The sequence below is a fragment of the Pseudomonas koreensis genome, from assembly GCF_024169245.1.
Lineage (GTDB): Bacteria > Pseudomonadota > Gammaproteobacteria > Pseudomonadales > Pseudomonadaceae > Aquipseudomonas > Aquipseudomonas koreensis_F.
Genome location: NZ_JALJWP010000001.1, coordinates 1,819,321 through 1,842,318 on the forward strand (window position 1 = coordinate 1,819,321; position 22,998 = coordinate 1,842,318).

Sequence of the window (22,998 nt, forward strand, 5' to 3'; positions counted from 1 at the left end):
CTCAGCAGTCCAGTGGGTTGCGTTTTTCCGGGTCGATGCCGAACTTGACGATGGCCTCGGCCACGACTTTAGGTTCGATATCACCACGGTCAGCCAGTGCTTCCAGGGCTGCCAACACCACGAAATGACGGTCGACTTCGAAGAAATGACGCAGTTTCTTGCGGCTGTCGCTGCGGCCGAAACCATCGGTGCCCAGGACTTTGAACTCCTTGGACGGTACCCACTGACGGATCTGCTCGGCGAACAGCTTCATGTAGTCGGTAGAGGCGATGACCGGACCCTTGCGGCCGCTCAGGCACTCTTCGACGTAGCTCAGCTTCGGCTTCTGGCCAGGCTTGAGACGGTTGCTGCGCTCTACAGCGAGGCCGTCGCGACGCAGTTCGTTGAAGCTGGTAACGCTCCACACGTCAGCGCCGATGTTGAACTCTTCACGCAGGATCTTCGCCGCTTCACGCACTTCGCGCAGGATGGTGCCGGAGCCCATCAGCTGAACGTGGTGCGCCGCATCGCGAGTGTCTTCCTCGAGCAGGTACATGCCTTTCTTGATGCCTTCTTCGGCACCGGCCGGCATGGCTGGCTGCTGGTACGACTCGTTCATCACGGTGATGTAGTAGAAGATGTCCTGTTGCTCTTCGGTCATCTTCTTCATGCCGTCCTGAATGATCACCGCCAGCTCGTAGCCGTAGGTCGGATCGTAGGTGCGGCAGTTCGGGATGGTCGCGGCCAGCAAGTGGCTGTGACCGTCTTCGTGCTGCAGACCTTCACCGTTCAGGGTGGTACGGCCAGCGGTGCCGCCGATCAGGAAGCCACGGGTACGGCTGTCGCCAGCGGCCCAGGCCAGGTCGCCGATACGCTGGAAGCCGAACATCGAGTAGAAGATGTAGAACGGCAGCATCGGCTGGTTGTGGCTGGAGTACGAAGTACCGGCAGCGATGAAGGAGCTCATGGCGCCTGCTTCGTTGATGCCTTCTTCGAGGATCTGACCTTTCTGGTCTTCCTTGTAGAACATCACCTGGTCTTTATCGACTGGCTCGTAGAGCTGGCCGACGGAGGAGTAGATGCCCAACTGACGGAACATGCCTTCCATACCGAAGGTACGGGCTTCGTCCGGGATGATCGGAACGATGCGCGGGCCGATTTCCTTGTCCTTGACCAGTTGCGCAAGGATCCGCACGAAAGCCATGGTGGTGGAAATTTCACGGTCGCCGGAGCCATCGAGGATGGCCTTGAGGGTGTCCAGATCCGGAGTCGGTACGCTGAAGCTCTGCGCGCGGCGCTGTGGCACGAAACCACCCAGTGCGGCACGACGCTCGGCCAGGTAGCGGCCTTCGGCGCTGTTCGGCTCTGGCTTGAAGAACGGCAGGTGCTCCAGCTCTTCGTCCTTGACCGGGATGTCGAAGCGGTCGCGGAACAGCTTCAGGCTCTCGACGTCGACCTTCTTGGTGTTGTGCGCAGTGTTTTTCGCTTCGCCGGCACCGGTGCCATAACCCTTGATGGTCTTGGCGAGGATGACGGTCGGTTGTTCCTTGTGGTTGACCGCTTCGTGGTACGCCGCGTAGACCTTGTACGGGTCGTGGCCGCCACGGTTGAGTTTCCAGATCTCGTCATCGGACAAGTCGGCAACCATTGCCTTGAGTTCAGGCGTGTTGAAGAAGTGCTCGCGAACGAACGCGCCGTCTTTGGCTTTGTAGTTCTGGTACTCGCCGTCGATGACTTCGTCCATGCGACGTTGCAGGATGCCGTCGACGTCCTTGGCCAGCAGTGGGTCCCAGAAACGGCCCCAGATGACTTTGGTCACGTTCCATTGCGCACCACGGAACACGCCTTCGAGTTCCTGGATGATCTTGCCGTTGCCGCGAACCGGGCCGTCGAGGCGCTGCAGGTTGCAGTTGATGACGAAGATCAGGTTGTCCAGCTTCTCGCGGCCGGCCAGGGAGATCGCGCCCAGGGATTCCGGCTCGTCGCACTCGCCGTCGCCCAGGAAACACCAGACTTTCTGTTTGCCCGGCTGGATGAAACCGCGATGTTCCAGGTACTTCATGAAACGCGCCTGGTAGATCGCCTGGATCGGACCCAGACCCATCGATACGGTCGGGAACTGCCAGAAGTCAGGCATCAGCCAAGGGTGCGGATAGGACGACAGGCCTTGACCATCGACTTCCTGACGGAAGTTGTTCATCTGGTCTTCGGTGATGCGGCCTTCCATGAATGCGCGGGCGTAAACGCCTGGCGAGGTGTGGCCCTGGAAGTAGATCAGGTCGCCGCCGTGTTCGTCGGTCGGGGCCTGGAAGAAATAGTTGAAGCCGATGTCATACAGGGTCGCACTGGAAGCGAAGCTGGAGATGTGACCACCCAGGTCCGAATCTCGCAGGTTCGTGCGCATTACCATGGCCATCGCGTTCCAGCGTACCAGCGAGCGAATGCGGCGTTCCATGAACAGGTCGCCAGGCATGCGTGCTTCGTGGGTAACGGGGATGGTGTTGCGGTAAGGCGTGGTGATCGCGTAAGGGAGCTGCGAGCCGCTGCGGGTCGCGAGTTCGCCCATACGGGTCATCAGATAGTGAGCACGGTCTTCGCCTTCTTTGTCGAGAACCGATTCCAGGGCGTCCAGCCATTCCTGGGTTTCGACGGGATCGAGGTCTTGCATGGCTTGCTCCAGGGCGGAAAGGCTTCCAGAATCGGTTGCCTGAGTTTGCGACTGGCCTTGTGGGCAGACGATTTAAAATTCTTGGATTGCCGACAGGTTGTTCCGGCGGCGTGTAGTTTTACTACAAATCTTCCGGCATTTCAGCCTTTCGAATGTATAGACGAGTAGTAAAACTACAGATGAAAGGCTTGTGGCCTCCGACTGCGTTGTGAGAATAATCGTTAAGGCGGGTCGTTTTCCATCCGAATAAGGTGAAAGTTTGATGCTGGATGCCAAAGAAGAAGAAATTTCAGCTATTTCTAACTTTTGTTCGACAGTCCTTCACGTAGCGGGTTTTCATCATTCACTACAAGCGGCCCTTTATACGCCGATCAAGGATAGACCATGACCCTGCCCGCGCTTGCCGAACTGCCCGCCATTCTCCTGCCGTTGGTCAGCCGATCCGAGCAGTCGTTCCGTACGTCCGTCGCCGCCCTTGAAGACGATCACGGCCTGTCGAACTGGTCGCCGGAGCGCTGGGCGCAATTCTCCCGCGTCACCGCCGCCAGCGAGTTTGTCATTGAACAGAGCGTTCGTGACCCTTTGATGTTGCTGTCGCTGGTGGCGTCCGGCGAACTCGATCGGCCCTTTGCACCCGGCGAGTTGCGCGCGCAGATCGCCGCCGTGGTGAACAGCGCGCAGAGCGAAGATGAACTCGGCCGTGCCCTGCGCCGCCAGCGTGCGCGCCATCAGGTGCGGATCATCTGGCGCGACCTGACCCGCCAAGCCGATCTGGTGCAGACCTGCCGCGACCTCTCGGACATGGCCGACGCCACCATCGATCAGGCTTATCAGTGGCTGTACAGCCGCCATTGCGAGCAATTCGGCACACCGACCGGGCGGCGCAGCGGGCTGCCGCAGCAGATGGTCATCCTCGGCATGGGCAAACTCGGCGCGGTCGAGCTGAATCTGTCCTCGGACATCGACCTGATCTTCGCCTACCCCGAAGGCGGCGAAACCGTTGGCGTGAAGCGCTCGCTGGATAATCAGGAATTTTTCATTCGTCTCGGTCAGCGTCTGATCAAGGCCCTCGACCCGATGACGGTCGACGGCTTCGTTTTCCGCGTCGACATGCGCCTGCGTCCATATGGATCGTCGGGCGCGCTGGTGCTCAGCTTCAATGCGCTGGAGCAGTATTACCAGGATCAGGGCCGCGACTGGGAACGCTACGCGATGATCAAGGCGCGGGTGGTGGCTGGCGATCAGGTCGCCGGCGCGCAGTTGCTCGACATGCTTCGCCCATTCGTTTATCGGCGCTATCTGGACTTCTCGGCGATCGAAGCGCTGCGCACCATGAAGCAGTTGATCCAGCAGGAAGTGCGGCGCAAGGGCATGGCCGACAACATCAAACTCGGCTCCGGCGGCATCCGCGAAGTCGAGTTCATCGCTCAGGCCTTTCAACTGATCCACGGTGGCCGCGATCTGAGCCTGCAACAGCGTCCTCTACTAAAGGTGCTGAGCACCCTGGAAGGGCAGGGCTATCTGCCGCCGGCGGTGGTCAGTGAATTGCGCGAAGGTTACGAGTTTCTGCGTTACACCGAACATGCCATTCAAGCGATTGCCGACCGTCAGACGCAGATGCTGCCGGACAGCGCGCAGGATCAGGCGCGCATTGCTTTCATGCTCGGCTTCGCCGACTGGGCCGCCTTCCACGAAAAACTGATGTTCTGGCGTGGCCGCGTGGCCTGGCACTTCGCTCAGGTGATTGCCGATCCCGACGAGGAAGAAGGCAGCGAAAGCGAAGTGGTGGTCGGCGGTGAATGGCTGCCGCTGTGGGAAGAAGAACAAGACGAAGAGGCCGCGTGCCGGCAGTTGCAGGAAGGCGGTTTCGTCGATGCCGGCAAAGCGCTCAAGGCGCTGGCCGGTTTGCGCGGCAGTCCGCAGTTGCGCGCGATGCAACGGCTGGGGCGCGAACGTCTGGATGCCTTCATTCCGCGGCTGCTCGCGCAAGCGGTGGAACACGACAATCCTGATCTGGTGCTTGAGCGTGTGCTGCCGCTGGTGGAAGCGGTGGCGCGGCGTTCGGCCTATCTGGTGTTGCTCACGGAAAACCCCGGTGCGCTGCGCCGTCTGCTGACGCTGTGTGCGGCGAGCCCGTGGATTGCCGAGCAGATCACTCGCTTCCCGCTGCTGCTCGACGAGTTGCTCAACGAAGGTCGACTGTTCAAACCGCCGCTGGCGCCGGAACTGGCAGCCGAGTTGCGCGAGCGACTGACGCGAATTCCCGAGGACGACCTCGAACAACAAATGGAAGCCCTGCGCCATTTCAAACTGGCGCATCGCTTGCGCGTGGCTGCCTCGGAAATCGCCGGCAGTCTGCCGTTGATGAAGGTCAGCGATTACCTGACCTGGCTGGCCGAGGCGATTCTCGAACAAGTGCTGGCCCTGTCCTGGCGCCAGACCGTGGCCAAGTACGGCACGCCGCTGCGCACCGATGGCACGCTGTGCGATCCCGGCTTCATCGTTGTCGGTTATGGCAAAGTCGGCGGTATTGAATTGGGGCATGGTTCGGATCTGGATCTGGTGTTCATCCACGATGGCGATCCGCAGGCGGAAACCGACGGGCCGAAATCCATCGATGGCGCACAGTTCTTCACGCGCCTGGGGCAGCGGATCATTCACCTGCTCACGGCACAGACCAATTCCGGCCAGCTGTATGAAGTGGACATGCGTCTGCGTCCGTCCGGTGCTTCCGGGCTGTTGGTGAGTTCCCTCGGCGCGTTCGCGCGCTATCAGGAGAATGAAGCCTGGACATGGGAGCATCAGGCCTTGGTGCGTGCGCGGGTGCTGGTGGGCAGTCAGGATGTCGGCCAGGCATTCGAGAAAGTCCGTGCGCAGGTCTTGGGCAGGGCGCGCGATCTGGCAAAATTGCAACAGGAAGTCAGCGAGATGCGCGCCAAGATGCGCGACAACCTTGGCACTCGCAGCACAGCGGCCGGCACAGCGGCGAATGCCTTCGAGGCGACGGTGCCGTTTGACCTCAAGCAGGACGCCGGAGGTATCGTCGATATTGAATTTATGGTGCAATACGCGGCCCTGGCGTGGTCGCACAGCCATCCGCCGCTGCTGCGCTGGACCGATAACATCCGCATTCTGGAAGAGCTGGAACACGAAGGGCTGATGCCCGCCGAAGATGCCAGCCTGTTGCGCGAGGCCTATAAAGCCTACCGCTCCGCCGCCCACCGGCAGGCCTTGCAGAAAGATGCCGGGGTGATACCGGGCGACCAGTTTGCCGACGAACGCCGGCAGGTTTTGCGGATTTGGCGTGAGTTGGGGCTAAGCTGAAGCCGGTTTATGCAGCACCCAATACCCTGTGGGAGCGAGCTTGCTCGCGAAGACGGAGTGTCAGATGACTCCGATGTAGGATGTGATGGCCCCTTCGCGAGCAAGCTCGCTCCCACAGGAGATCTACAGTGTCTGTAGATCTGAAGCAGGATGAACAAACAATGTAGGAGTGAGCCTGCTCGCGATAGCGCAATGACAGTCGACAGTCATGTTGAAGGAAGTGACCCATCGCCAGCTGCGCCGCTTCCACAATGATTATCGAGGCGGGGAGGCGTAAATGCCTCCCCGGTTCGTTTTTGGAAACTACATGAATATTCTGATCGTTGGACCCAGTTGGGTCGGTGACATGGTGATGGCGCAGACACTCTTTCAGTGTCTCAAGCAGCGCCACCCGCACTGCGCAATCGACGTGCTGGCGCCCGAATGGAGCCGGCCGATCCTCGAGCGCATGCCCGAAGTGCGCAACGCCTTGAGCTTCCCGCTCGGCCATGGCGCGCTGGAACTGGCGACGCGCCGGCGCATCGGCAAATCCCTGCGCGGCCAGTACGATCAGGCGATCCTGCTGCCCAACTCGCTGAAATCGGCACTGGTGCCGTTTTTTGCCGGCATCCCCAAGCGCACCGGCTGGCGCGGCGAATTCCGCTATGGCCTGCTCAACGACGTGCGCACTCTCGATAAAGAACGCTATCCGCTGATGATCGAGCGTTTCATGGCGCTGGCCTATGAAGCGAACGCCGAGCTGCCGAAGCCGTACCCGCGCCCGAGTCTGCAAATCGACCCGGTGACCCGCGAAGCGGCACTGGCCAAGTTCGGGCTGACCCTCGATCGCCCGGTCCTGGCCCTGTGCCCCGGCGCCGAGTTCGGCGAATCCAAGCGCTGGCCGTCCGAGCATTACGCGAAAGTTGCCGAAGCACGCATTCGCGAAGGCTGGCAGGTATGGCTGTTCGGCTCGAAAAACGATCATGCCGTAGGCGAAGACATCCGCGCTCGGTTGATCCCGGGTTTGCGCGAAGAGTCGGTCAACCTCAGCGGCGGCACCTCGCTGGCCGAGGCCATCGATCTGCTGTCCTGTGCCGACTCGGTGGTGTCCAACGATTCCGGCCTGATGCATGTCGCCGCCGCGTTGAACCGTCCGCTGGTCGCGGTCTATGGCTCGACCTCGCCGGGTTTCACTCCGCCGCTGGCTGAGCAGGTGGAAATCGTTCGCTTGGGCATCGAATGCAGCCCTTGCTTCGATCGCACCTGCCGTTTCGGCCATTACAACTGCCTGCGCCAGTTGATGCCGGAAGCAGTCAACGATGCCTTGCAGAAACTGCAGGGCTCCGTGGTCGAGGTTCAATAACTTGCGGGTATTGTTGATCAAGACTTCATCGCTGGGCGACGTGATTCACGCGTTGCCGGCGCTGACCGACGCCGCCCGCGCGATCCCGGGGATCAAGTTCGACTGGGTGGTGGAAGAAGGCTTCGCCGAGATCCCGACCTGGCACCCGGCCGTTGGCAAAGTGATTCCGGTGGCGATTCGTCGTTGGCGCAAAAACATCTGGAAGACCATCACCAGCGGCGAGTGGAAACGCTTCAAGCAAAGCGTGCGCGCGAACAAATACGATCTGGTGATCGATGCCCAAGGCCTGTTGAAGAGCGCCTGGCTGACCCGCTACGTCAAAGCCCCAGTGGCGGGCCTGGATAAAACCTCGGCTCGCGAGCCGATGGCTGCACGCTTCTACGATCGTAAACTCGCCGTCGCCCGTGGCCAGCACGCCGTCGAACGCGTGCGTCAGTTGTTCGCCATTGCTCTGGGATACGACTTGCCCAAAGGCCTCGGCGATTACGGCCTCAGTGTTGAACGGCTGGTCGAGTTGCCACGCAGGAATGCCTACGTGGTGTTTCTGCACGGCACCACCTGGGACACCAAGCACTGGCCGGAAATCTACTGGCGCGAGCTGACCGAGCGGGTCGGCTACCTCGGCGTTGGCGTGAAGCTGCCGTGGGGCAACCCGCAGGAAAAGGCCCGCGCCGAACGTATCGCCGCCGGCTTCAAACACGCCGAAGTGTTGCCGAAGCTGAATCTGGCTGGCGCCGGCAAAGTCCTCGCCGGCGCGCAGGCTTGCGTAGCGGTGGACACCGGACTCGGCCATCTGGCCGCTGCGCTGGATGTACCGACCATTTCGCTGTTCGGCCCGACCAACCCGGGCCTGACTGGCGCTTACGGCAAATTGCAGGTTCATCTGGCCAGCGACTTCCCGTGCGCGCCTTGCCTGCAGAAGAAATGTACTTATCAACCGACCGAGCAGGATGCCCGTCAGTTTGACCTGAAACGCGAGCAGCCTTTGTGCTTCACGCGTGTAAACCCCGAGCGTGTCGCCAGCCGACTGAGCACGTTGTTGATGGCTGAGGAGCTGCGTTGATGCAATTGGCATTCGTCCTGTACAAATATTTCCCGTTCGGTGGCTTGCAGCGCGACTTCATGCGCATCGCCCTCGAATGCCAGAAGCGTGGTCATCAGATTCGCGTTTACACGCTGATCTGGGAAGGCGACGTACCGCCGGGCTTCGAAGTGCTGGTGGCGCCGGTCAAGGCATTCTTCAATCACCGCCGCAACGAAAAACTCAGCGCGTGGATGGCAGCGGACCTGGCCAGGCGCCCGGTCGATCGCCTGATCGGTTTCAACAAGATGCCGGGTCTGGACGTCTACTACGCGGCAGATGGCTGCTTCGAAGACAAGGCGCAGAACCTGCGTAATTCGCTGTACCGCCGCTGGGGCCGCTATCGCCATTTCGCCGAGTACGAGCGCGCGGTCTTTGCCAAAGACGCGAAGACCGAAGTGCTGATGATTTCCGAAGTGCAGCAGCCGCTGTTCATCAAGTATTACGACACGCCGCTCGAACGCTTCCATCTGCTGCCGCCGGGCATCGCCCAGGATCGTCGGCGTCCAGCCAATGCTGATGAAATCCGCGCCGGGTTCCGCGCCGAATTCAGTCTCAAGGACGACGAACTGCTGCTGGTGCAGATCGGCTCCGGCTTCAAGACCAAGGGCGTCGATCGCAGCCTCAAAGCGCTGGCCGCATTGCCGGCCGAATTGCGCAAACGCACGCGGCTGTTTGTAATCGGCCAGGATGACCCCAAATTGTTCCAGATGCAGAGTGCGACGCTGGGCCTGGGCGACAACGTGACCTTTCTCAAAGGGCGCAGCGATATCCCGCGTTTTCTGCTTGGTGCCGACCTGTTGATTCACCCGGCGTACAACGAAAACACCGGTACCGTGCTGCTTGAAGCGCTGGTCGCCGGGTTGCCGGTGCTGGTCAGTGCGGTCTGCGGCTACGCCCATTACATTGCCGAGGCTGATGCCGGGCGAGTGCTGGACGAGCCGTTCGAGCAGGCGCAACTGACGCAGTACCTGACCGAGATGTTGAGCAACGACGCTGCACGTGCGGCCTGGAGCCGCAACGGTCTGGCCTTCGCCGAGACGGCCGACCTCTACAGCATGCCGCAGCACGCGGCCGATGTGATTCTGGCGGAGCACGCTTAATGAAGTTGATGCTGGCTGAACCGTTCAAAAGCCTTTGGGCCGGACGCGACCCGTTCGCCGCAGTCGAAGGCTTGCAGGGCGAGGTATACCGCGAGCTGGAAGCGCGCCGGACATTACGCACGGAAGTCGACGGGCATGGTTTTTTCGTCAAGATCCACCGTGGCATCGGCTGGGGTGAAATCTTCAAGAACCTGCTGACCGCCAAACTGCCGGTGCTTGGCGCCGGGCAAGAGTGGAGAGCCATTCAGCGCTTGCAGGAAGTGGGCGTGCCGACCATGACCGCCGTCGCGTATGGCGAGAAGGGCAGCAACCCAGCGGATCAGCATTCGTTTATCGTCACCGAAGAACTGGCGCCGACCATCAGTCTGGAAGATTACAGCATCGACTGGGTCAAGCAGCCGCCGGCGCCGAAGCTCAAGCGCGCGCTGATTGCCGAAGTCGCGCGGATGACCGGCATGATGCACCGCGCCGGGGTCAACCACCGCGACTGCTACATCTGCCACTTCCTGCTGCACACCGACAAGCCGGTCACGCCGGAAGATTTCAAGCTCTCGGTGATCGACCTGCACCGTGCTCAGACCCGCGCGAAGATCACTCAACGCTGGCGCAACAAGGACCTGGCGGCGCTGTACTTTTCGGCGCTGGACATCGGCCTGACCCGCCGCGACAAACTGCGTTTCCTCAAGGGCTATTTCCAGCAGCCGCTGCGGCAGATTCTGGCGCAGGAAGCGCCGCTGCTGAGCTGGCTGCAAGGCAAGGCCGACAAGCTCTATGAGCGTAAGCAGCGTTACGGGGACGCGCTCTGATGGCGGGCTGGACTCTAGAGCCGCAGTACAGCGACCTTGCCGAAGATTTCGGCAGCCTCGAAGCGGTGTTTGCGTTGCAGGGCGAACGCCTGACCCGCGATCCGCTGTCGGAGGTGATCCGCGTGCAGCGCGACGGTGTCAATTACTACGTCAAGCGCTACGTCGGTGCCGGTAAGGGCCTGCGCCGCTACCTCGGCAAGCCGCGCGTGAAGATGGAGTGGCAGAACCTCAAGCGCTTCGCCAAGTGGGGCATTCCCACCGCCGAAGTGGTGGCCTGGGGTCTGGAAAGGCGTGGTGCGGCCTACGATCGTGGCGCGATGATCACCCGCGAGTTGCCCAACACCGAAGACCTCTCGGCGCTGGCCGAGCGCAAGGATTCGAAGCTCAAGGATCGCGCCTGGGTCGACGGTGTCAGCCGGCAACTGGCCGGTTATACCCGGACAATGCATGATCACCGCTTTACCCATAACGACTTGAAATGGCGCAATCTGTTGATCGACGATCAGGCGCGCATATTCCTGATCGATTGCCCCAACGGTGAATTCTGGCGCGGCTTCTGGCTCAAGTACCGGATCACCAAGGACCTGGCCTGTCTCGACAAGCTGGCCAAATATCACCTGTCCAATACCCAGCGCCTGCGCTTCTATAAGCAATACCGCCAGTGCGATCGGCTCGATGTTGCCGACAAGAAACGGATTCGGCACGTGGTCAGATTTTTTGAGGGACGTGAATGACTGATTTTCTCGCCGAACAAGACCGTGCGCTGCTCGAGCGCCACGGTCTCGGCACTTTCGAGGCGTTGTGGGCCAGACAGCTGGAAGCGGTGGATGAGCCCAATACTTCCGGTGGCGGCTGGAGCAGCGTGTTCCGCCTGGATCTGGAAGGCCAGGGTTATTACCTCAAGCGCCAGAGCAATTACCTGACGCGCACCTTGCATGCGCCGTTTGGCGAGCCCAGCTTTGCCCGTGAGTTTCGCAATATCAGCCGTTATCGCAAGCTCGGCATTCCGGCGCTGCAAGCGGCTTTTTTTGGCGAGCGCAAGGTCGACGGTGAAGTCAGGGCGGTACTGCTCACGCGCGCGCTGGACGGCTGGAGCGATCTGGAATCGTTGCTGGCCCGCTGGGCGCAACTCAGCGTGGCGCAGCATTCGGCCATTCTCAAGGCTTGCGGGCTGTTGGCGCGGCGCCTGCACGGCGCGCGTCAGGTGCATGGCTGCTTTTATCCCAAGCATATTTTTCTGCGCGCTACCGGCGACGGCTATGAGGCGCAACTGATTGATCTGGAGAAGACCCGGCCGTTGCTGTTCGGCATGCGCGACCGGATCAAGGATCTGGAGCCGTTGCAGCGCCGCGCGCCGCAGTGGAGCGAGGCAGACTTGCGCCAATTGCTCGCGGCGTACCTCGATCAGCCGATCGACGGTGATCTGCTCGACAGCTGGCTGGTCCGGCTGACGGCCCGACGCAGTCACAAGGAGACCCGTTGATGCAATTGTCCGAGCTGGCGCGGACAGGGCGCGGCCCCTCATTACCGCTGAGCGTGACCCTGGCGGATGCGGCCGGTACGGCGGATCTGCAATTGTTGAGCCTGCTGCGCGTCTTGCCCGGGCAGCGCTATGTTGGCGCCGGCGTTTGGCGCGGCCGGCCGGTACTGGCCAAATTGCTGGTCGGCAGCAAGGCAGCACGGCATTTCCAGCGTGAACTCGAAGGCGTGCGCCTGCTGGCGGCCCAGGGCATGACCACGCCGCTGTTGTTGGTCGATGGTCTGAAAGACGGAGAAGGTGGCTGGCTGCTCTTTGAGTTTCTCGAAGGCGCGCACAGCCTCGGTGATGCCTGGGCGAAGGTCGAGGCGTTGCCGGCGCTGGCCGATGAGCAAACGGCGGTGTTGGCCGAAGCGCTGGATGCCATTGGTCGACTGCATGGCAAAGGGCTCTGGCAGGAAGACTTGCACCTGGACAATCTGCTGCGCCATGGCGGTCAGCTGTATTTGATCGATGGCGCCGGGGTTCGCGCGGAGACGGCGGGGCAGCCCTTGTCCCGGCAAAAAGTGCTGGAAAACCTCGGCGTGTTTTTCGCCCAGTTGCCCAAATCACTCGAGCCGTTCACCGAAGAGTTGCTGGTGTATTACCTGTTGAGCAACAGCGAGCATGCGTTACCGCTGGAGGCGTTGCAGAAACAGATCGACAAAGTGCGTAGATGGCGGCTCAGGGATTACCTGATCAAGGTCGGCCGCGAATGCACATTGTTTGCAGTGCATCGCGGCGCGTTTGCCCTGCGCGCCATCCGCCGCGAAGAAGAAGCCGCCATGCTGCCGGTGCTCGAACAGGCCGACGCCCTGCTCGATCAGGGGCATCTGTACAAGACCGGCGGCGCAGCCAGCGTCGGCAAGGTTCAGGCGGGCGGACGCACGCTGGTGATCAAACGCTACAACATCAAGGGCTTTGCCCATTGGCTCAAGCGTTTCTGGCGTCCGAGCCGGGCCTGGCATTCGTGGCGTGAAGGCAATCGTCTGGCGTTCCTTGGCATCGCTACGCCGAGACCGCTGGCGGTATTGGAGAAGCGCTTTTTGTGGCTGCGCGGCCGCGCGTATCTGGTAACCGAGTTCCTGCCGGGGCCGGACATCATCGAGCGCTTTGCGCCGTTCGTGGAAAGTGGCCAGGCGCCGGAAGCCGAGTTGCAAGCGCTGGATCGACTGTTTGCCCGATTGATCGCCGAGCGCATCAGCCATGGCGATTTCAAAGGCCACAACCTGTTCTGGCAGACGGATCGCTGGGCGCTGATCGATCTCGATTCGATGTGTCAGCATGCCTCGGTCGGAAGTTTCGCCCCGGCTTATGCCCGCGATCGCGCGCGATTCATGCGTAACTGGCCGCAAAGCAGCGCGTTGTATCGAGTCATCGATCAGCGGTTGCCCAAGGATATCTCCGACGCTGGCTGAGCCTTTTCGCAGCAGGCTGGCTCGCACAATAGCTCGGCCTGCTCTGAGGGCGAGCCTGTTGGCGGCTACGGACAAATAACAGCGACTTGTCCTACAGCTTCTCCAGAAGCCATGAACTGTCTGCTGTTCAGTCTCGATGCTAATTTGCCTGACGATTTCGGATGACGAGCCTCGGGCATGAAAAAAATTATGACGCTAGGCGTCTTGTTCTCGGTTCTATCAGGCTGTGGCAGTGTTTCAACGGTGTTGCAGCACGACGCAGATGCCGCTCGGAAGCTGCGCAAACAGAAGACTTACTGTCAATCCATCCCGCGTATCTACAGCGGCCTGGCCTTTGATTTCTGCATATTGAACGCGCCGCCCAATCCTGGTGGCATTGTGTCCTTCGTATTGTTTGATCTGCCGTTGTCCGCTGCGTTCGACACGGTTTCGCTGCCCTACACGATTTATCGCCAGGCTGCCGACGGAAATCTGAGTATTTACTGGCGCAGGGACGGCTACTGAGGCTTTAGTGCCCGTTGAATCGGGCCAATACCGGTAGTGCAATTCGCACCGGGTAATTCCCCTGATGTTTACGCTATAATCCCGCCCTTTAGCTGTCACTCGCCCTGTGCGAGGGCACATCAATTTTCAAGGCGCATCGCGCCTGCACGCAGACTAAAGAGGCTAGACCCCTGTGGCATTGACGATTCTTGGCCTGTCCGGCGCCCTTAGCCATGATCCTTCCGCAGCCCTGTACATCGACGGCAAGCTGGTCGCTGCAGCTGAAGAAGAGCGCTTCGTACGCGATAAACATGCAAAGAACCGCATGCCCTACGAATCGGCGAAATTCTGCCTCGAGCAAGCCGGCATCAAGCCGTCCGACGTTGATGTTGTGGCAATTCCATTCGCGCCGATCAGCCTGTTCGGCAAGGCCCGCTGGCACTATGCCAAGCGCTACTGGTACGCCCCGGATCGCGCCCTCGATGCGATCCTGATGGGCAACCGTCGCTACAAGCGCTATCGCAACAAGATCGTCTGGTGCCTCGAGCAACTGGGCTTCGATCCGAAGAAAATCAAGATCGAACCGGTCGAGCATCACCTCGCTCACGCCTCCAGTGCTTATCACTGCTCGGGTTTCAAAGAGAAAACCGCGATCCTCGGCATCGACGGTAAAGGCGAATACGCCACGACCTTCTTCGGTTATGGCGAAAACGGCAAGATCCACAAGATCAAGGAATTCTTCGATCCGGACTCCCTTGGTGGTCTGTATGGCGCGATCACCGAATTCCTCGGTTTCGAGATGCTCGACGGCGAATTCAAGGTCATGGGCATGGCGCCGTACGGCGACGCCAGCAAGTACGATTTTTCGCGTCTGGCCTCGTTCGAGAACGGCGAGCTGGTGATCAATACCGACTACGCCAACGTCATCGGCCTGCGTCGTTATAAAGAGAAGGGCAAAGGCTTTTACTTCTCGCCGAAGCTGATCGAGTGGCTGGGGCCCAAGCGCGAAGGCGACATTGCCGACGAGCCGTACATTCACTACGCCGCCAGCATGCAAGCGCTGTTCGAAAAACTGGCGTTGCAGATGATCGATCATTATCTGGGCGATGTGCTCAAGGAAACCGGCAAGCTGGCGTTCGCCGGTGGCTGTGCGTTGAACGTCAAGTTGAACCAGAAAATCATCGCCCGCGACGACATCAAGGAGCTGTTCGTACAGCCCGCGTCCGGCGATGCCGGCACCGCAGTCGGCGCTGCCGCTTACGTGTCGCACGCCCGTGGCGTACCGGTCGAGAAGATGGAGCACGTCTACCTTGGCCCGTCTTACAGCAACGAAGATGTGATTGCCGCCTGCGCTCGTCATGAGAACAAGCCGACCTGGCGCAAGCTCGACAACATGCCGCAAGAAATCGCCAGGATCATGGTCGAAGGCAATCCGGTGGCCTGGTTCCAGGGCCGCATGGAATTCGGCCCGCGTGCACTTGGCGGCCGTTCGATCATCGGTTGCCCGAGCATTCCCGGTGTGGCCGACCGCATCAACCACCAGATCAAGTTCCGCGAGCGCTGGAGGCCTTTCTGCCCGTCGATGCTCGACACCGTTGCGCCGCAGATGATCAAGATCGATCACCCGGCGCCGTTCATGACCTTCACCTTCGAAGTCGCCGAGGAATGGAAAACCCGCGTGCCGGAAGTTGTCCATGAAGACGGTACTTCACGCGCTCAGGTGCTCAAGCGTGAGTACAACCCGCGCTACTACGACATGATGAAGGCGCTGGAAGACCTGACCGGTAACGGCGTATCGCTGAACACGTCGCTCAACCGTCGTGGCGAGCCGATGATCTGCTCGCCGACTGACGCGCTGAACATGTTTTTCGGCTCTGACCTGCAATATCTGATCATGGAAGATATTCTTGTCGTCAAAGAAGGTGTGCAAGGAAACAGTCTTGACTGAGACACTGATCAGCGTCGTGATTCCCGCGTACAACTACGCCAGATCGCTGCCACGTGCCGTGGAGTCGGTGCTGGTGCAGTTGCACGACGCGGCAGCGGAGCTGTTGGTTATCGATGACGGTTCCACTGACTCCACGCCCGAGGTGTTGCAAGCGTTGCTGGCTGAACATGCCGGGCGTTTTCGTGCCATACGCCAAAGCAATGGCGGGCTGTCTTCAGTGCGCAATCGCGGGATCGAGGAAACCACGGGGCAGTTTCTGATTTTTCTCGACGCAGATGACGAGATGGCTCCCGGTGCGCTGGCGGCATTATCGCAACACATCGCCAGTCACCCGGAAACGCGGATGATCATTGGCGCTCATTGGTCGATCTTCTCCGGTGGCAAGCGCAGCCTGCAGGCTGTCAAACCGCTGCCAGCCACGCTGCGACAGCGAGTCAGGGGCTATCTGCTGGACAAGACGGTGTCGATCTCAAACGGTGCCTGTGCCATGCATCGTGAGGTATTCGCGCCGGGCAACTATCCGGAGTGCCTGCGCAACGTCGAAGATCTGCCGGTGTTTGCCCAGGTGTTGGCGCGCTTTCCCTGCACCGTGGTCGAGCAGCCACTGGCACTCATTTACAAGCACGCCGACAGCATGCGCCATGATCTGCGCCAGAGCCTGGCAGCGGGTACTGAGCAGGTGGTCGGTGAAGTGTTTTCCAGTCAACGGATGCCGCAAGAGTTTCAGGATCTGCGCCAGGCCTATCTGGCGCAGCGTTGTCTGTCGTTGTTCCGCGATTGCTATTCGCATGGCGAATATGCGTTGGCGAAAACATTCTATATGCAAGCGCTACGCGCTGACTGGCGCATCCTTGGGCGCTGGTCGTACATGCGCAAAGCCTTGCGTCTGCTGTTCAGATAAGTTGATTGTTGTTTTTTGCGTACCTGTGGCGCGTGATGTGAGGGGGCTGGGTGAAAGGTACGGGCAGTAAATTGGCGGTCAGGGCTGTTCAGTTGATCAGTGAGCGACCGGTGAGTGTGGCCTTCTGGGCAAGTATTCTACTGTCGCTGATTGCCGTGTCGGGTACCGCAACGGTCGGGCGCGATGCCGCGTTGTACATCGATATCGCCCATCAGGTTGTCTTGCATGGACCCGACGTCGCCTGGGTGCATTTCGACTGGCCGTGGTTCTCCATTCTTCTGGCCCTGACCCATCGCTTCCTGCTGCTGCCGCTGGAGTTGAGCGCCTATCTCTGGTGCGGCCTGTTTTTCGCCGGCACCAGTGCCCTGATGGTCGATTGTATTCGCCGACGCTCTCCCGAGCTTGCCGGCTGGGCGTGTCTGATTGTGCTGGCGATGCCTGCGGTCAATGCCTTTCGAAACGACATCATCCGCGAATGCGGTTTCTGGTTTTTCTGCACCCTCGCGTTATGGCAGGCACTGCGTTGGCAGGCCCTGGGCGGCTGGCTCAGAGCCGGTCTCATTCACTTGGCCATTGTGGCTGCAGCGCTGTTTCGGCTTGAGGCATTACTCTTGTTGCCGGCGCTCGGGCTGTGGCAAATGCCGGGGCTCTGGCGCTCTGGCCAGCGCACTCGTTTGCTGCAGTTTGCTCTTTTGCCGGTGGTGGGGCTGTTGGTTGCATCGGCGTTTGGAGTGTTCATGTCGGCGCGCTTCATGCTCTATCTGGACATGATTGCACCGCACAGCGTCTACGCCTCGTTTCAGATGCTGTCCGAACAATTTGGCAACTCGCTGATCAACAAGTATTCCCAGGATGAAGCCGGGCGCATCGTGTTCTTCGGGCTGCTGGCGACGATGACGATCACGTTCGTCAAGCTGATGGGGCCGTTCGCTGCCCCGTTCGTACTGCGCCGCAACTGGGGGGTGTTGGGCGTTTACTGGCGTGACTATCGTCCCTTCGCCTGGGCAGCACTGCTGTATCTGGTCGTGCTGATGCTGTTTTTCATCAAGCAGCAATTCATGAATGCCCGTTATCTGAGCTTTCTCAATCTGCTGGTCGTACCGCTACTGGCGATGGGGCTGGCGGCGTTTGCCCGGCAGTTTCCGCGCTGGACCAAAGTGCTGGTCGTGGCGGCGTTGCTGGTGATGCTGTCGAATGTGATTTCGACCGGCGCAGGCAAGACTCATTACGTGGCCGCCGGGCGCTGGATGTCCGCGCACGTCGAACCTGAGGCCAGCGCCTGGTTCGAAGACGGTCGCATCAGCTATTACGCGGGGCGGGGTTACGTCCTGCCGACGCTGACCCGTGAACAGGCAATGTCGCCGGAGCACGCCGGTGAGTATCGTTATTTTCTCATCGAAGGGAAGGGCGATGAGCCGTGGCTGGGCGAATGGCTGGTGGCGCACAAGATGCGCATCATTGAACGCTTCGCCAATCGCAAGGGTGCGACGATTCTGGTGATCGGCAAGTAAGGCTCAATCGAGCAGCAGGCGCAGGCGTTCGATCAGCGCAGCCTGTCGCTTGCTCGGCAGCGCCTGGCGATAACCTTCCAGAAAAGTGTGCCCGGCGTCGCCGCCGAGCAGCCATTGCCGGTCTTGTTTGTAGCGCAGCAAGTGGGCGAAGTTGCGCAGTCGCTTGCTGTCGCTCAGCGCATGCCTCTGGCAACGCAGGTCGGCGATGTCGATCAATCCGAGCTGATTCTCCGGTGTCTGCACCACATTGCCAAAGTGCAAGGACCGGAAATACACGCCTTTTTCATGCAGCTGTGCAATGAACGCTCCCAGTTGACTGCGCAACGTCTCGGTTTCTTCGGGCGTGCCCTGCAATTGCCGCACGGTTTCGCCCGCCAGCGGCGCGTAATACACGCCGTCGCGCTCGATACTCGGAATCCGATACACCGCGATGACGTTCGGACAGAGGATGCCGCGCTGCTGCAATGCCTTGGTGTTGTTGGCGAAGCGCTGCGCGTAGGGAAAGAACAGCGCCGAACTCAGCAAGCGTTTGCGGCGGAACAGCTTGAGCATGCGACCGTCGGCCAACCTGAGCACCTTGTCGCCGGAACCGTCGGCTTCGAGTACCTGAGCACCTTTGCGCAGTGCCTCGTAAGTGCTGTGATCAATCGATTGCATGCCTGACTCCCCATCATGAGCCGGCTATCTTAACCGACTTGCCCAATGGCTGGCGCCCGGTGATGTTGATCGGCGCAAAAGGGCCTGTGATATCATCGCCGCCTCACTGATTTACGCGGATTACCATGAGCAGTCCTGAACCGAAAGCCCAGTCGACGCTGGCGATCTATTTCCGCCTTTTGGCTTACGTGCGTCCTTACGCCGGCCTGTTCATTCTGAGTATCGTTGGCTTTCTGATCTTCGCATCGACCCAACCGATGCTCGCCTACATTCTCAAGTATTTCGTCGATGGCCTGGCCAACCCGGAGGCCAGCCTGTTCCCCGGCAACCCCTATCTGGGCAAGTTGCAATTGCTCGAGAGCGTGCCGTTGCTAATCGTGCTGATTGCTGTTTGGCAAGGCGTCGGTTCGTATCTGGGCAACTACTTTCTGGCGCGGGTCTCTCTGGGGCTGGTGCATGACCTGCGTGTGGTTCTGTTCAACAAGCTGCTGGATCTGCCCAACAGCTATTTCGACAAGAACAACTCCGGCCACCTGATTTCCCGTATCACGTTTAACGTGACCATGGTCACCGGCGCCGCCACCGACGCGATCAAAGTGGTGATCCGTGAAGGCATGACGGTGATCTTCCTGTTCTGCACCCTGTTGTGGATGAACTGGAAGCTGACCCTGGTGATGGTCGCCATCCTGCCGGTCATCGGTCTGATGGTGAACAGCACCAGCAAGAAATTCCGCAAGCAGAGCAAAAAGATCCAGGTCTCGATGGGTAACGTCACGCACGTCGCATCCGAGACGATTCACGGCTACCGCGTGGTCCGCAGTTTTGGTGGCGAAACCTATGAAAAGGTACGCTTCCATGACGCCAGCCAGAGCAATACCGACAAACAGCTGACAATGACCAAGACCGGCGCGGTGTATACACCGATGCTGCAATTGGTGACGTACAGCGCCATGGCAGTGGTGATGTTTTTGGTCTTGTACCTTCGTGGTGATGCATCGCCGGGTGATCTGGTGGCCTACATCACCATGGCTGGCCTGCTGCCCAAGCCGATTCGCCAGCTTTCCGAAGTCAGCTCGACGATCCAGAAGGGCGTGGCCGGTGCGGAGAGTATTTTCGAACAGCTGGACGAGCCGGCGGAAGTCGATCAGGGGACGGTCGAGCGCGACCGTCTGCAAGGTCGCCTCGAAGTGCGCAACCTCAGTTTCAGCTATCCGGACAGCGAGAAGAAGGTCCTCGACGACATCAGTTTCGTCGTCGAGCCAGGGCAAATGGTGGCGCTGGTCGGTCGCTCCGGCAGTGGCAAGTCGACTCTGGCCGGGCTGATTCCACGCTTCTACCAGCATGAGCAGGAGCACGGGCAGATTTTGCTCGATGACGTGCAGGTGCAGGACCTGACCCTGCGCAGCCTGCGTCGGCAGATTGCCCTGGTGACCCAGCAGGTCACGCTGTTCAACGACACGGTGACCAACAATATCGCCTACGGCGATCTCGCGGGCGCACCGTTCGACGAGGTCAAGCGCGCGGCCACCGAAGCCTACGCCGATGAGTTCATCATCAAGATGCCACAGGGCTATGAAACCCTGGTTGGCGAGAATGGCGTGCTGCTGTCCGGCGGCCAGCGTCAGCGCATCGCCATTGCGCGAGCGTTGCTCAAGGATGCGCCGCTGTTGATTCTCGACGAAGCCACATCGGCCCTCGATACCGAATCCGAACGCCATATCCAGGCGGCTTTGGATCACGTGGTGCAAAACCGCACGACACTGGTGATCGCTCACCGCTTGAGCACCATCGAAAAGGCCGACCTTATCCTGGTCATGGACGAAGGCAAGATCGTCGAGCGCGGCACCCATACCCAGCTCCTGGCGCAGAATGGCTATTACGCCCGCTTGCACACCAAGGAATTCGAAGAAGGCGACGAGCTGCAACCGACCCATGTGACCGACCTATGCTGACGGCGTTTCGCGCCTGGCGTGAGCGCGGCTGGAGCGAGATCGATCAGGCCGCTTATGCCCAAGCCTGGCAGCGCTTCGGCGGCAGTTTTGCGACTCATCCCGACGTGGTGGAGCGGCTGTCGACGTTCGTCGGCATCAAGCTGCACTACCTGGGCTGGATCGTCGATGGTGACGTCGTCGCGGCTGTTGCCTGCTGGGGCAGGCACGCCGCTCTGTCCAAAGAAGTGCTCAAGCGCGAAGGCAAGCGCGGGCTGCTCGATATGGGCAACGCCGAGCTGATTTTGCCAATTGCCGCGGATGCCGTCGTTCCGGTGCGTCAGCGCATGGCTTATGTTTCGCAACTCAACGCCGAGCAGATCAGCACTCTGCGCGTCCAGCCGGAAGGACTGGCATTGGCGCGGCTGCCTGAGGACTATTCGAAGAAGTTTCGCTACAACCAGCGTCGCGAACAGCGTCTGCTGGAAGAGGCGGGTGGTGCGTTGATTCCGATGTCCGACTTGACGCCGCAAGAACAGGCCGCCGCCTATGGTGATCTGTTCCAGCGCCGCTGGGGTTTCGAAGTGCCTGGCAAGGCCGGGCTGGTCGAAGTCTTCACCCTGCTGCGCGAGTTCATGACCGGGTCGGTAGTGATGCTTGAATCGGCGCCAGTGGCGATTCAGATTCTCTACCGTGTCGAAGCGCCGCAATGGGTGTCGCTGGAATACGTCAACGGCGGCGTCGATCCACAGAGCCGTGAGTTCAGCCCCGGCAGTGTATTGAGTTTCGTCAACACCCAGCAGGCCTGGGCGGATGCTCAGGCGCTGGGCAAGACGCTGCGTTATTCGTTCGGCCGAGCCGACCGTGAATACAAGGATCGCTGGTGCCATACGGTGCCGGTCTACAAGGTCTGAAACCATGACTGCTCGCAAGCAACAGCTCCTCAAGGCTCACCGCCGCAGCAAGCGAATGTTCCTGATCGCGTTTGTGATCGCGCTGGTGGCGGCCGGCGTCGGGCTGGGCTGGTGGCTGGTGCCGGTGCTGCTGGTCTTGGCCTGGGTGGCGCACGAAGCGTGGTTTGCCGACCATCTGTTCTATAGCGCGGCCGACGACTATCAATACAACTTTCCCGGTCATACTCCGCGTCAAGCCGTGAAGCTGGATGCAGGTATCGTGCATCTGAGCGAACCGCTGGCTTCGGGAGAAACACTGGTGCTTGAGCTTCAGGTCAAGACCACCTGGCTGGGGCGCTGGCTGGACCCTTATGTCGAGCTGGGTGACGATCGTCAGGACTTCGAGCGTGGCGTCAGCGGGCGGCGCTTTCTCAATCTGTCCGGGCAAGCCGCAGCGCTTGGCGCAAATACGCTGACGCTGCGTGGTCGCCATTGCACGCTGAGTTCCAGCGGTACGCTGTGGGTGATGAGCAATCCCGATTACGCACAGCAACGGGTCATGGTCATCGCGCCTCACGCCGATGATGCCGAGCTGGCGGCGTTCGGTCTCTACTGCCGAACCGAGGAAGCCAGCATCGTTACCCTTACCCAGGGTGAAATCGAAGCTGAAGACTTCCAGCGTCTGGGGCTGGACAAGGCCCAGGCGGCGCGCTTGAAGGGCCGGTTGCGCAGCTGGGACAGCCTGAGCATTCCGCTGTGGGGCGGGGTCCCGGCCAGCCATTGCGTGCAGTTGGGTTACTACTGCCTGCAATTGCCGGCGATGGCCGAGGAACCGGGCAAGGCATTCGGTTCGCGCGAATCCTGCGAAAACGATGTGCGCAGTGTGCGCCAGCACAATCCGCTGAGCTTGCCGGGCGATGTCGATGGCGCGCCGACCTGGGTTAATCTCGTCGGCGATATTCAAGCATTGCTTGAGCACTTTCGCCCCGAAGTCGTCGTCACTCCGCATCCCGAGCTGGACCCGCACAGCGATCACGTAGCCTCCACCCGTGCCGTGCTGGAAGCTATCGCCGCCAGTACGTGGAAGCCGTCGACCTTGCTGATGTACGCCAACCACTTGCATGACAACGATCGATGGCCGATGGGTCCGGCCGGTGCTGGTATCGCCCTGCCTCCGGCGATCGAGCCGTTGCCGGCCGACCATTTGTGGAGTCCGATGCTGTCGGCGGATGTGCAGCTCGACAAGGCCATGGCGCTGGCGATGGAGCACGACCTGCAAGGTTCGCTCGGATTCAAACGCCAGTTGCGTCGTGTCATTCAACAGTGGCTTGCCGGACGACGCTGGCCGGTTACAGGCAGTAACGAGTTTTTCCGCAAGGCAGTGCGGCGCCATGAACTGTTCTGGGTCCGCGACCTTTCAGATTGAGGCGGACGGCGCTT

At 60.4% G+C, this 22,998-nt stretch carries 18 protein-coding genes; 16 read left to right on the top strand and 2 right to left on the bottom strand.

The window, feature by feature from the left end:
- Window position 1: 1 nt before the first annotated feature.
- Complete coding sequence (gene aceE / locus J2Y90_RS08295; protein ID WP_253498373.1) at window positions 2-2,647, bottom strand: pyruvate dehydrogenase (acetyl-transferring), homodimeric type; 2,646 nt, start codon at window positions 2,645-2,647, stop codon at window positions 2-4.
- A gap of 262 nt (window positions 2,648-2,909) precedes the next feature.
- On the opposite strand from aceE, the gene J2Y90_RS26495 reads away from it, so the two are divergent.
- The 13 genes from J2Y90_RS26495 (at window position 2,910) to J2Y90_RS08355 (ending at window position 18,080) form a co-directional block, all read left to right on the top strand.
- Window positions 2,910-3,035: a hypothetical protein gene (locus J2Y90_RS26495; RefSeq protein ID WP_301291621.1), complete on the top strand. Its 126-nt coding sequence runs from the start codon at window positions 2,910-2,912 to the stop codon at window positions 3,033-3,035.
- A complete protein-coding gene (gene glnE / locus J2Y90_RS08300) occupies window positions 3,032-5,971 on the top strand; it encodes a bifunctional [glutamate--ammonia ligase]-adenylyl-L-tyrosine phosphorylase/[glutamate--ammonia-ligase] adenylyltransferase (protein WP_253498376.1) in 2,940 nt (979 codons plus the stop codon). The genes J2Y90_RS26495 and glnE overlap by 4 nt, the downstream gene beginning before the upstream one ends.
- Before the next feature lie 307 nt (window positions 5,972-6,278).
- Window positions 6,279-7,313, top strand: a complete 1,035-nt coding sequence (gene waaF / locus J2Y90_RS08305; RefSeq protein WP_253498379.1) for a lipopolysaccharide heptosyltransferase II — start codon at window positions 6,279-6,281, stop codon at window positions 7,311-7,313.
- 1 nt (window position 7,314) lies between these two features.
- On the top strand, window positions 7,315-8,376 hold the full coding sequence (gene waaC, locus J2Y90_RS08310; protein WP_253498382.1) for a lipopolysaccharide heptosyltransferase I: 1,062 nt from the start codon (window positions 7,315-7,317) through the stop codon (window positions 8,374-8,376).
- Complete coding sequence (locus J2Y90_RS08315; protein ID WP_253498385.1) at window positions 8,376-9,497, top strand: glycosyltransferase family 4 protein; 1,122 nt, start codon at window positions 8,376-8,378, stop codon at window positions 9,495-9,497. Before waaC ends, J2Y90_RS08315 begins: the two co-directional genes overlap by 1 nt.
- Window positions 9,497-10,303: a lipopolysaccharide core heptose(I) kinase RfaP gene (rfaP, locus tag J2Y90_RS08320; RefSeq protein WP_253498388.1), complete on the top strand. Its 807-nt coding sequence runs from the start codon at window positions 9,497-9,499 to the stop codon at window positions 10,301-10,303. The genes J2Y90_RS08315 and rfaP overlap by 1 nt, the downstream gene beginning before the upstream one ends.
- Complete coding sequence (locus J2Y90_RS08325; RefSeq protein WP_253498391.1) at window positions 10,303-11,037, top strand: lipopolysaccharide kinase InaA family protein; 735 nt, start codon at window positions 10,303-10,305, stop codon at window positions 11,035-11,037. The genes rfaP and J2Y90_RS08325 overlap by 1 nt, the downstream gene beginning before the upstream one ends.
- Window positions 11,034-11,786 carry a lipopolysaccharide kinase InaA family protein gene (locus J2Y90_RS08330; RefSeq protein ID WP_253498394.1) on the top strand — a complete coding sequence of 251 codons (753 nt, stop codon included), beginning with the start codon at window positions 11,034-11,036 and terminating at the stop codon, window positions 11,784-11,786. Before J2Y90_RS08325 ends, J2Y90_RS08330 begins: the two co-directional genes overlap by 4 nt.
- Window positions 11,786-13,237 (top strand): lipopolysaccharide kinase InaA family protein, encoded by a 1,452-nt coding sequence (locus J2Y90_RS08335; RefSeq protein WP_253498397.1) that lies wholly within the window; start codon window positions 11,786-11,788, stop codon window positions 13,235-13,237. The genes J2Y90_RS08330 and J2Y90_RS08335 overlap by 1 nt, the downstream gene beginning before the upstream one ends.
- A gap of 177 nt (window positions 13,238-13,414) precedes the next feature.
- Complete coding sequence (locus J2Y90_RS08340) at window positions 13,415-13,741, top strand: YceK/YidQ family lipoprotein (RefSeq protein ID WP_253498400.1); 327 nt, start codon at window positions 13,415-13,417, stop codon at window positions 13,739-13,741.
- Window positions 13,742-13,913: 172 nt separating this feature from the next.
- A complete protein-coding gene (locus J2Y90_RS08345; protein ID WP_253498403.1) occupies window positions 13,914-15,668 on the top strand; it encodes a carbamoyltransferase family protein in 1,755 nt (584 codons plus the stop codon).
- Window positions 15,661-16,569 (top strand): glycosyltransferase family 2 protein, encoded by a 909-nt coding sequence (locus J2Y90_RS08350; RefSeq protein ID WP_253498406.1) that lies wholly within the window; start codon window positions 15,661-15,663, stop codon window positions 16,567-16,569. The genes J2Y90_RS08345 and J2Y90_RS08350 overlap by 8 nt, the downstream gene beginning before the upstream one ends.
- A gap of 110 nt (window positions 16,570-16,679) precedes the next feature.
- The gene (locus tag J2Y90_RS08355) at window positions 16,680-18,080 is read left to right on the top strand and encodes a hypothetical protein (protein WP_253498409.1); all 1,401 of its coding nucleotides are present in this window, start codon (window positions 16,680-16,682) and stop codon (window positions 18,078-18,080) included.
- 3 nt (window positions 18,081-18,083) lie between these two features.
- Here the strand turns inward: J2Y90_RS08355 and J2Y90_RS08360 are convergent, their stop codons facing one another.
- Window positions 18,084-18,737, bottom strand: a complete 654-nt coding sequence (locus J2Y90_RS08360; protein ID WP_253498412.1) for a lipopolysaccharide kinase InaA family protein — start codon at window positions 18,735-18,737, stop codon at window positions 18,084-18,086.
- A 125-nt stretch (window positions 18,738-18,862) separates the two neighbouring features.
- On the opposite strand from J2Y90_RS08360, the gene msbA reads away from it, so the two are divergent.
- The 3 genes from msbA to J2Y90_RS08375 are packed head-to-tail and all read left to right on the top strand — an operon-like array spanning window position 18,863 to window position 22,984.
- A complete protein-coding gene (gene msbA, locus J2Y90_RS08365) occupies window positions 18,863-20,689 on the top strand; it encodes a lipid A export permease/ATP-binding protein MsbA (protein WP_253498415.1) in 1,827 nt (608 codons plus the stop codon).
- Window positions 20,683-21,579 (top strand): GNAT family N-acetyltransferase, encoded by an 897-nt coding sequence (locus J2Y90_RS08370; protein ID WP_253498418.1) that lies wholly within the window; start codon window positions 20,683-20,685, stop codon window positions 21,577-21,579. Before msbA ends, J2Y90_RS08370 begins: the two co-directional genes overlap by 7 nt.
- 4 nt (window positions 21,580-21,583) lie before the next feature.
- Window positions 21,584-22,984: a PIG-L deacetylase family protein gene (locus J2Y90_RS08375; RefSeq protein WP_253498421.1), complete on the top strand. Its 1,401-nt coding sequence runs from the start codon at window positions 21,584-21,586 to the stop codon at window positions 22,982-22,984.
- Window positions 22,985-22,998 lie beyond the last annotated feature (14 nt).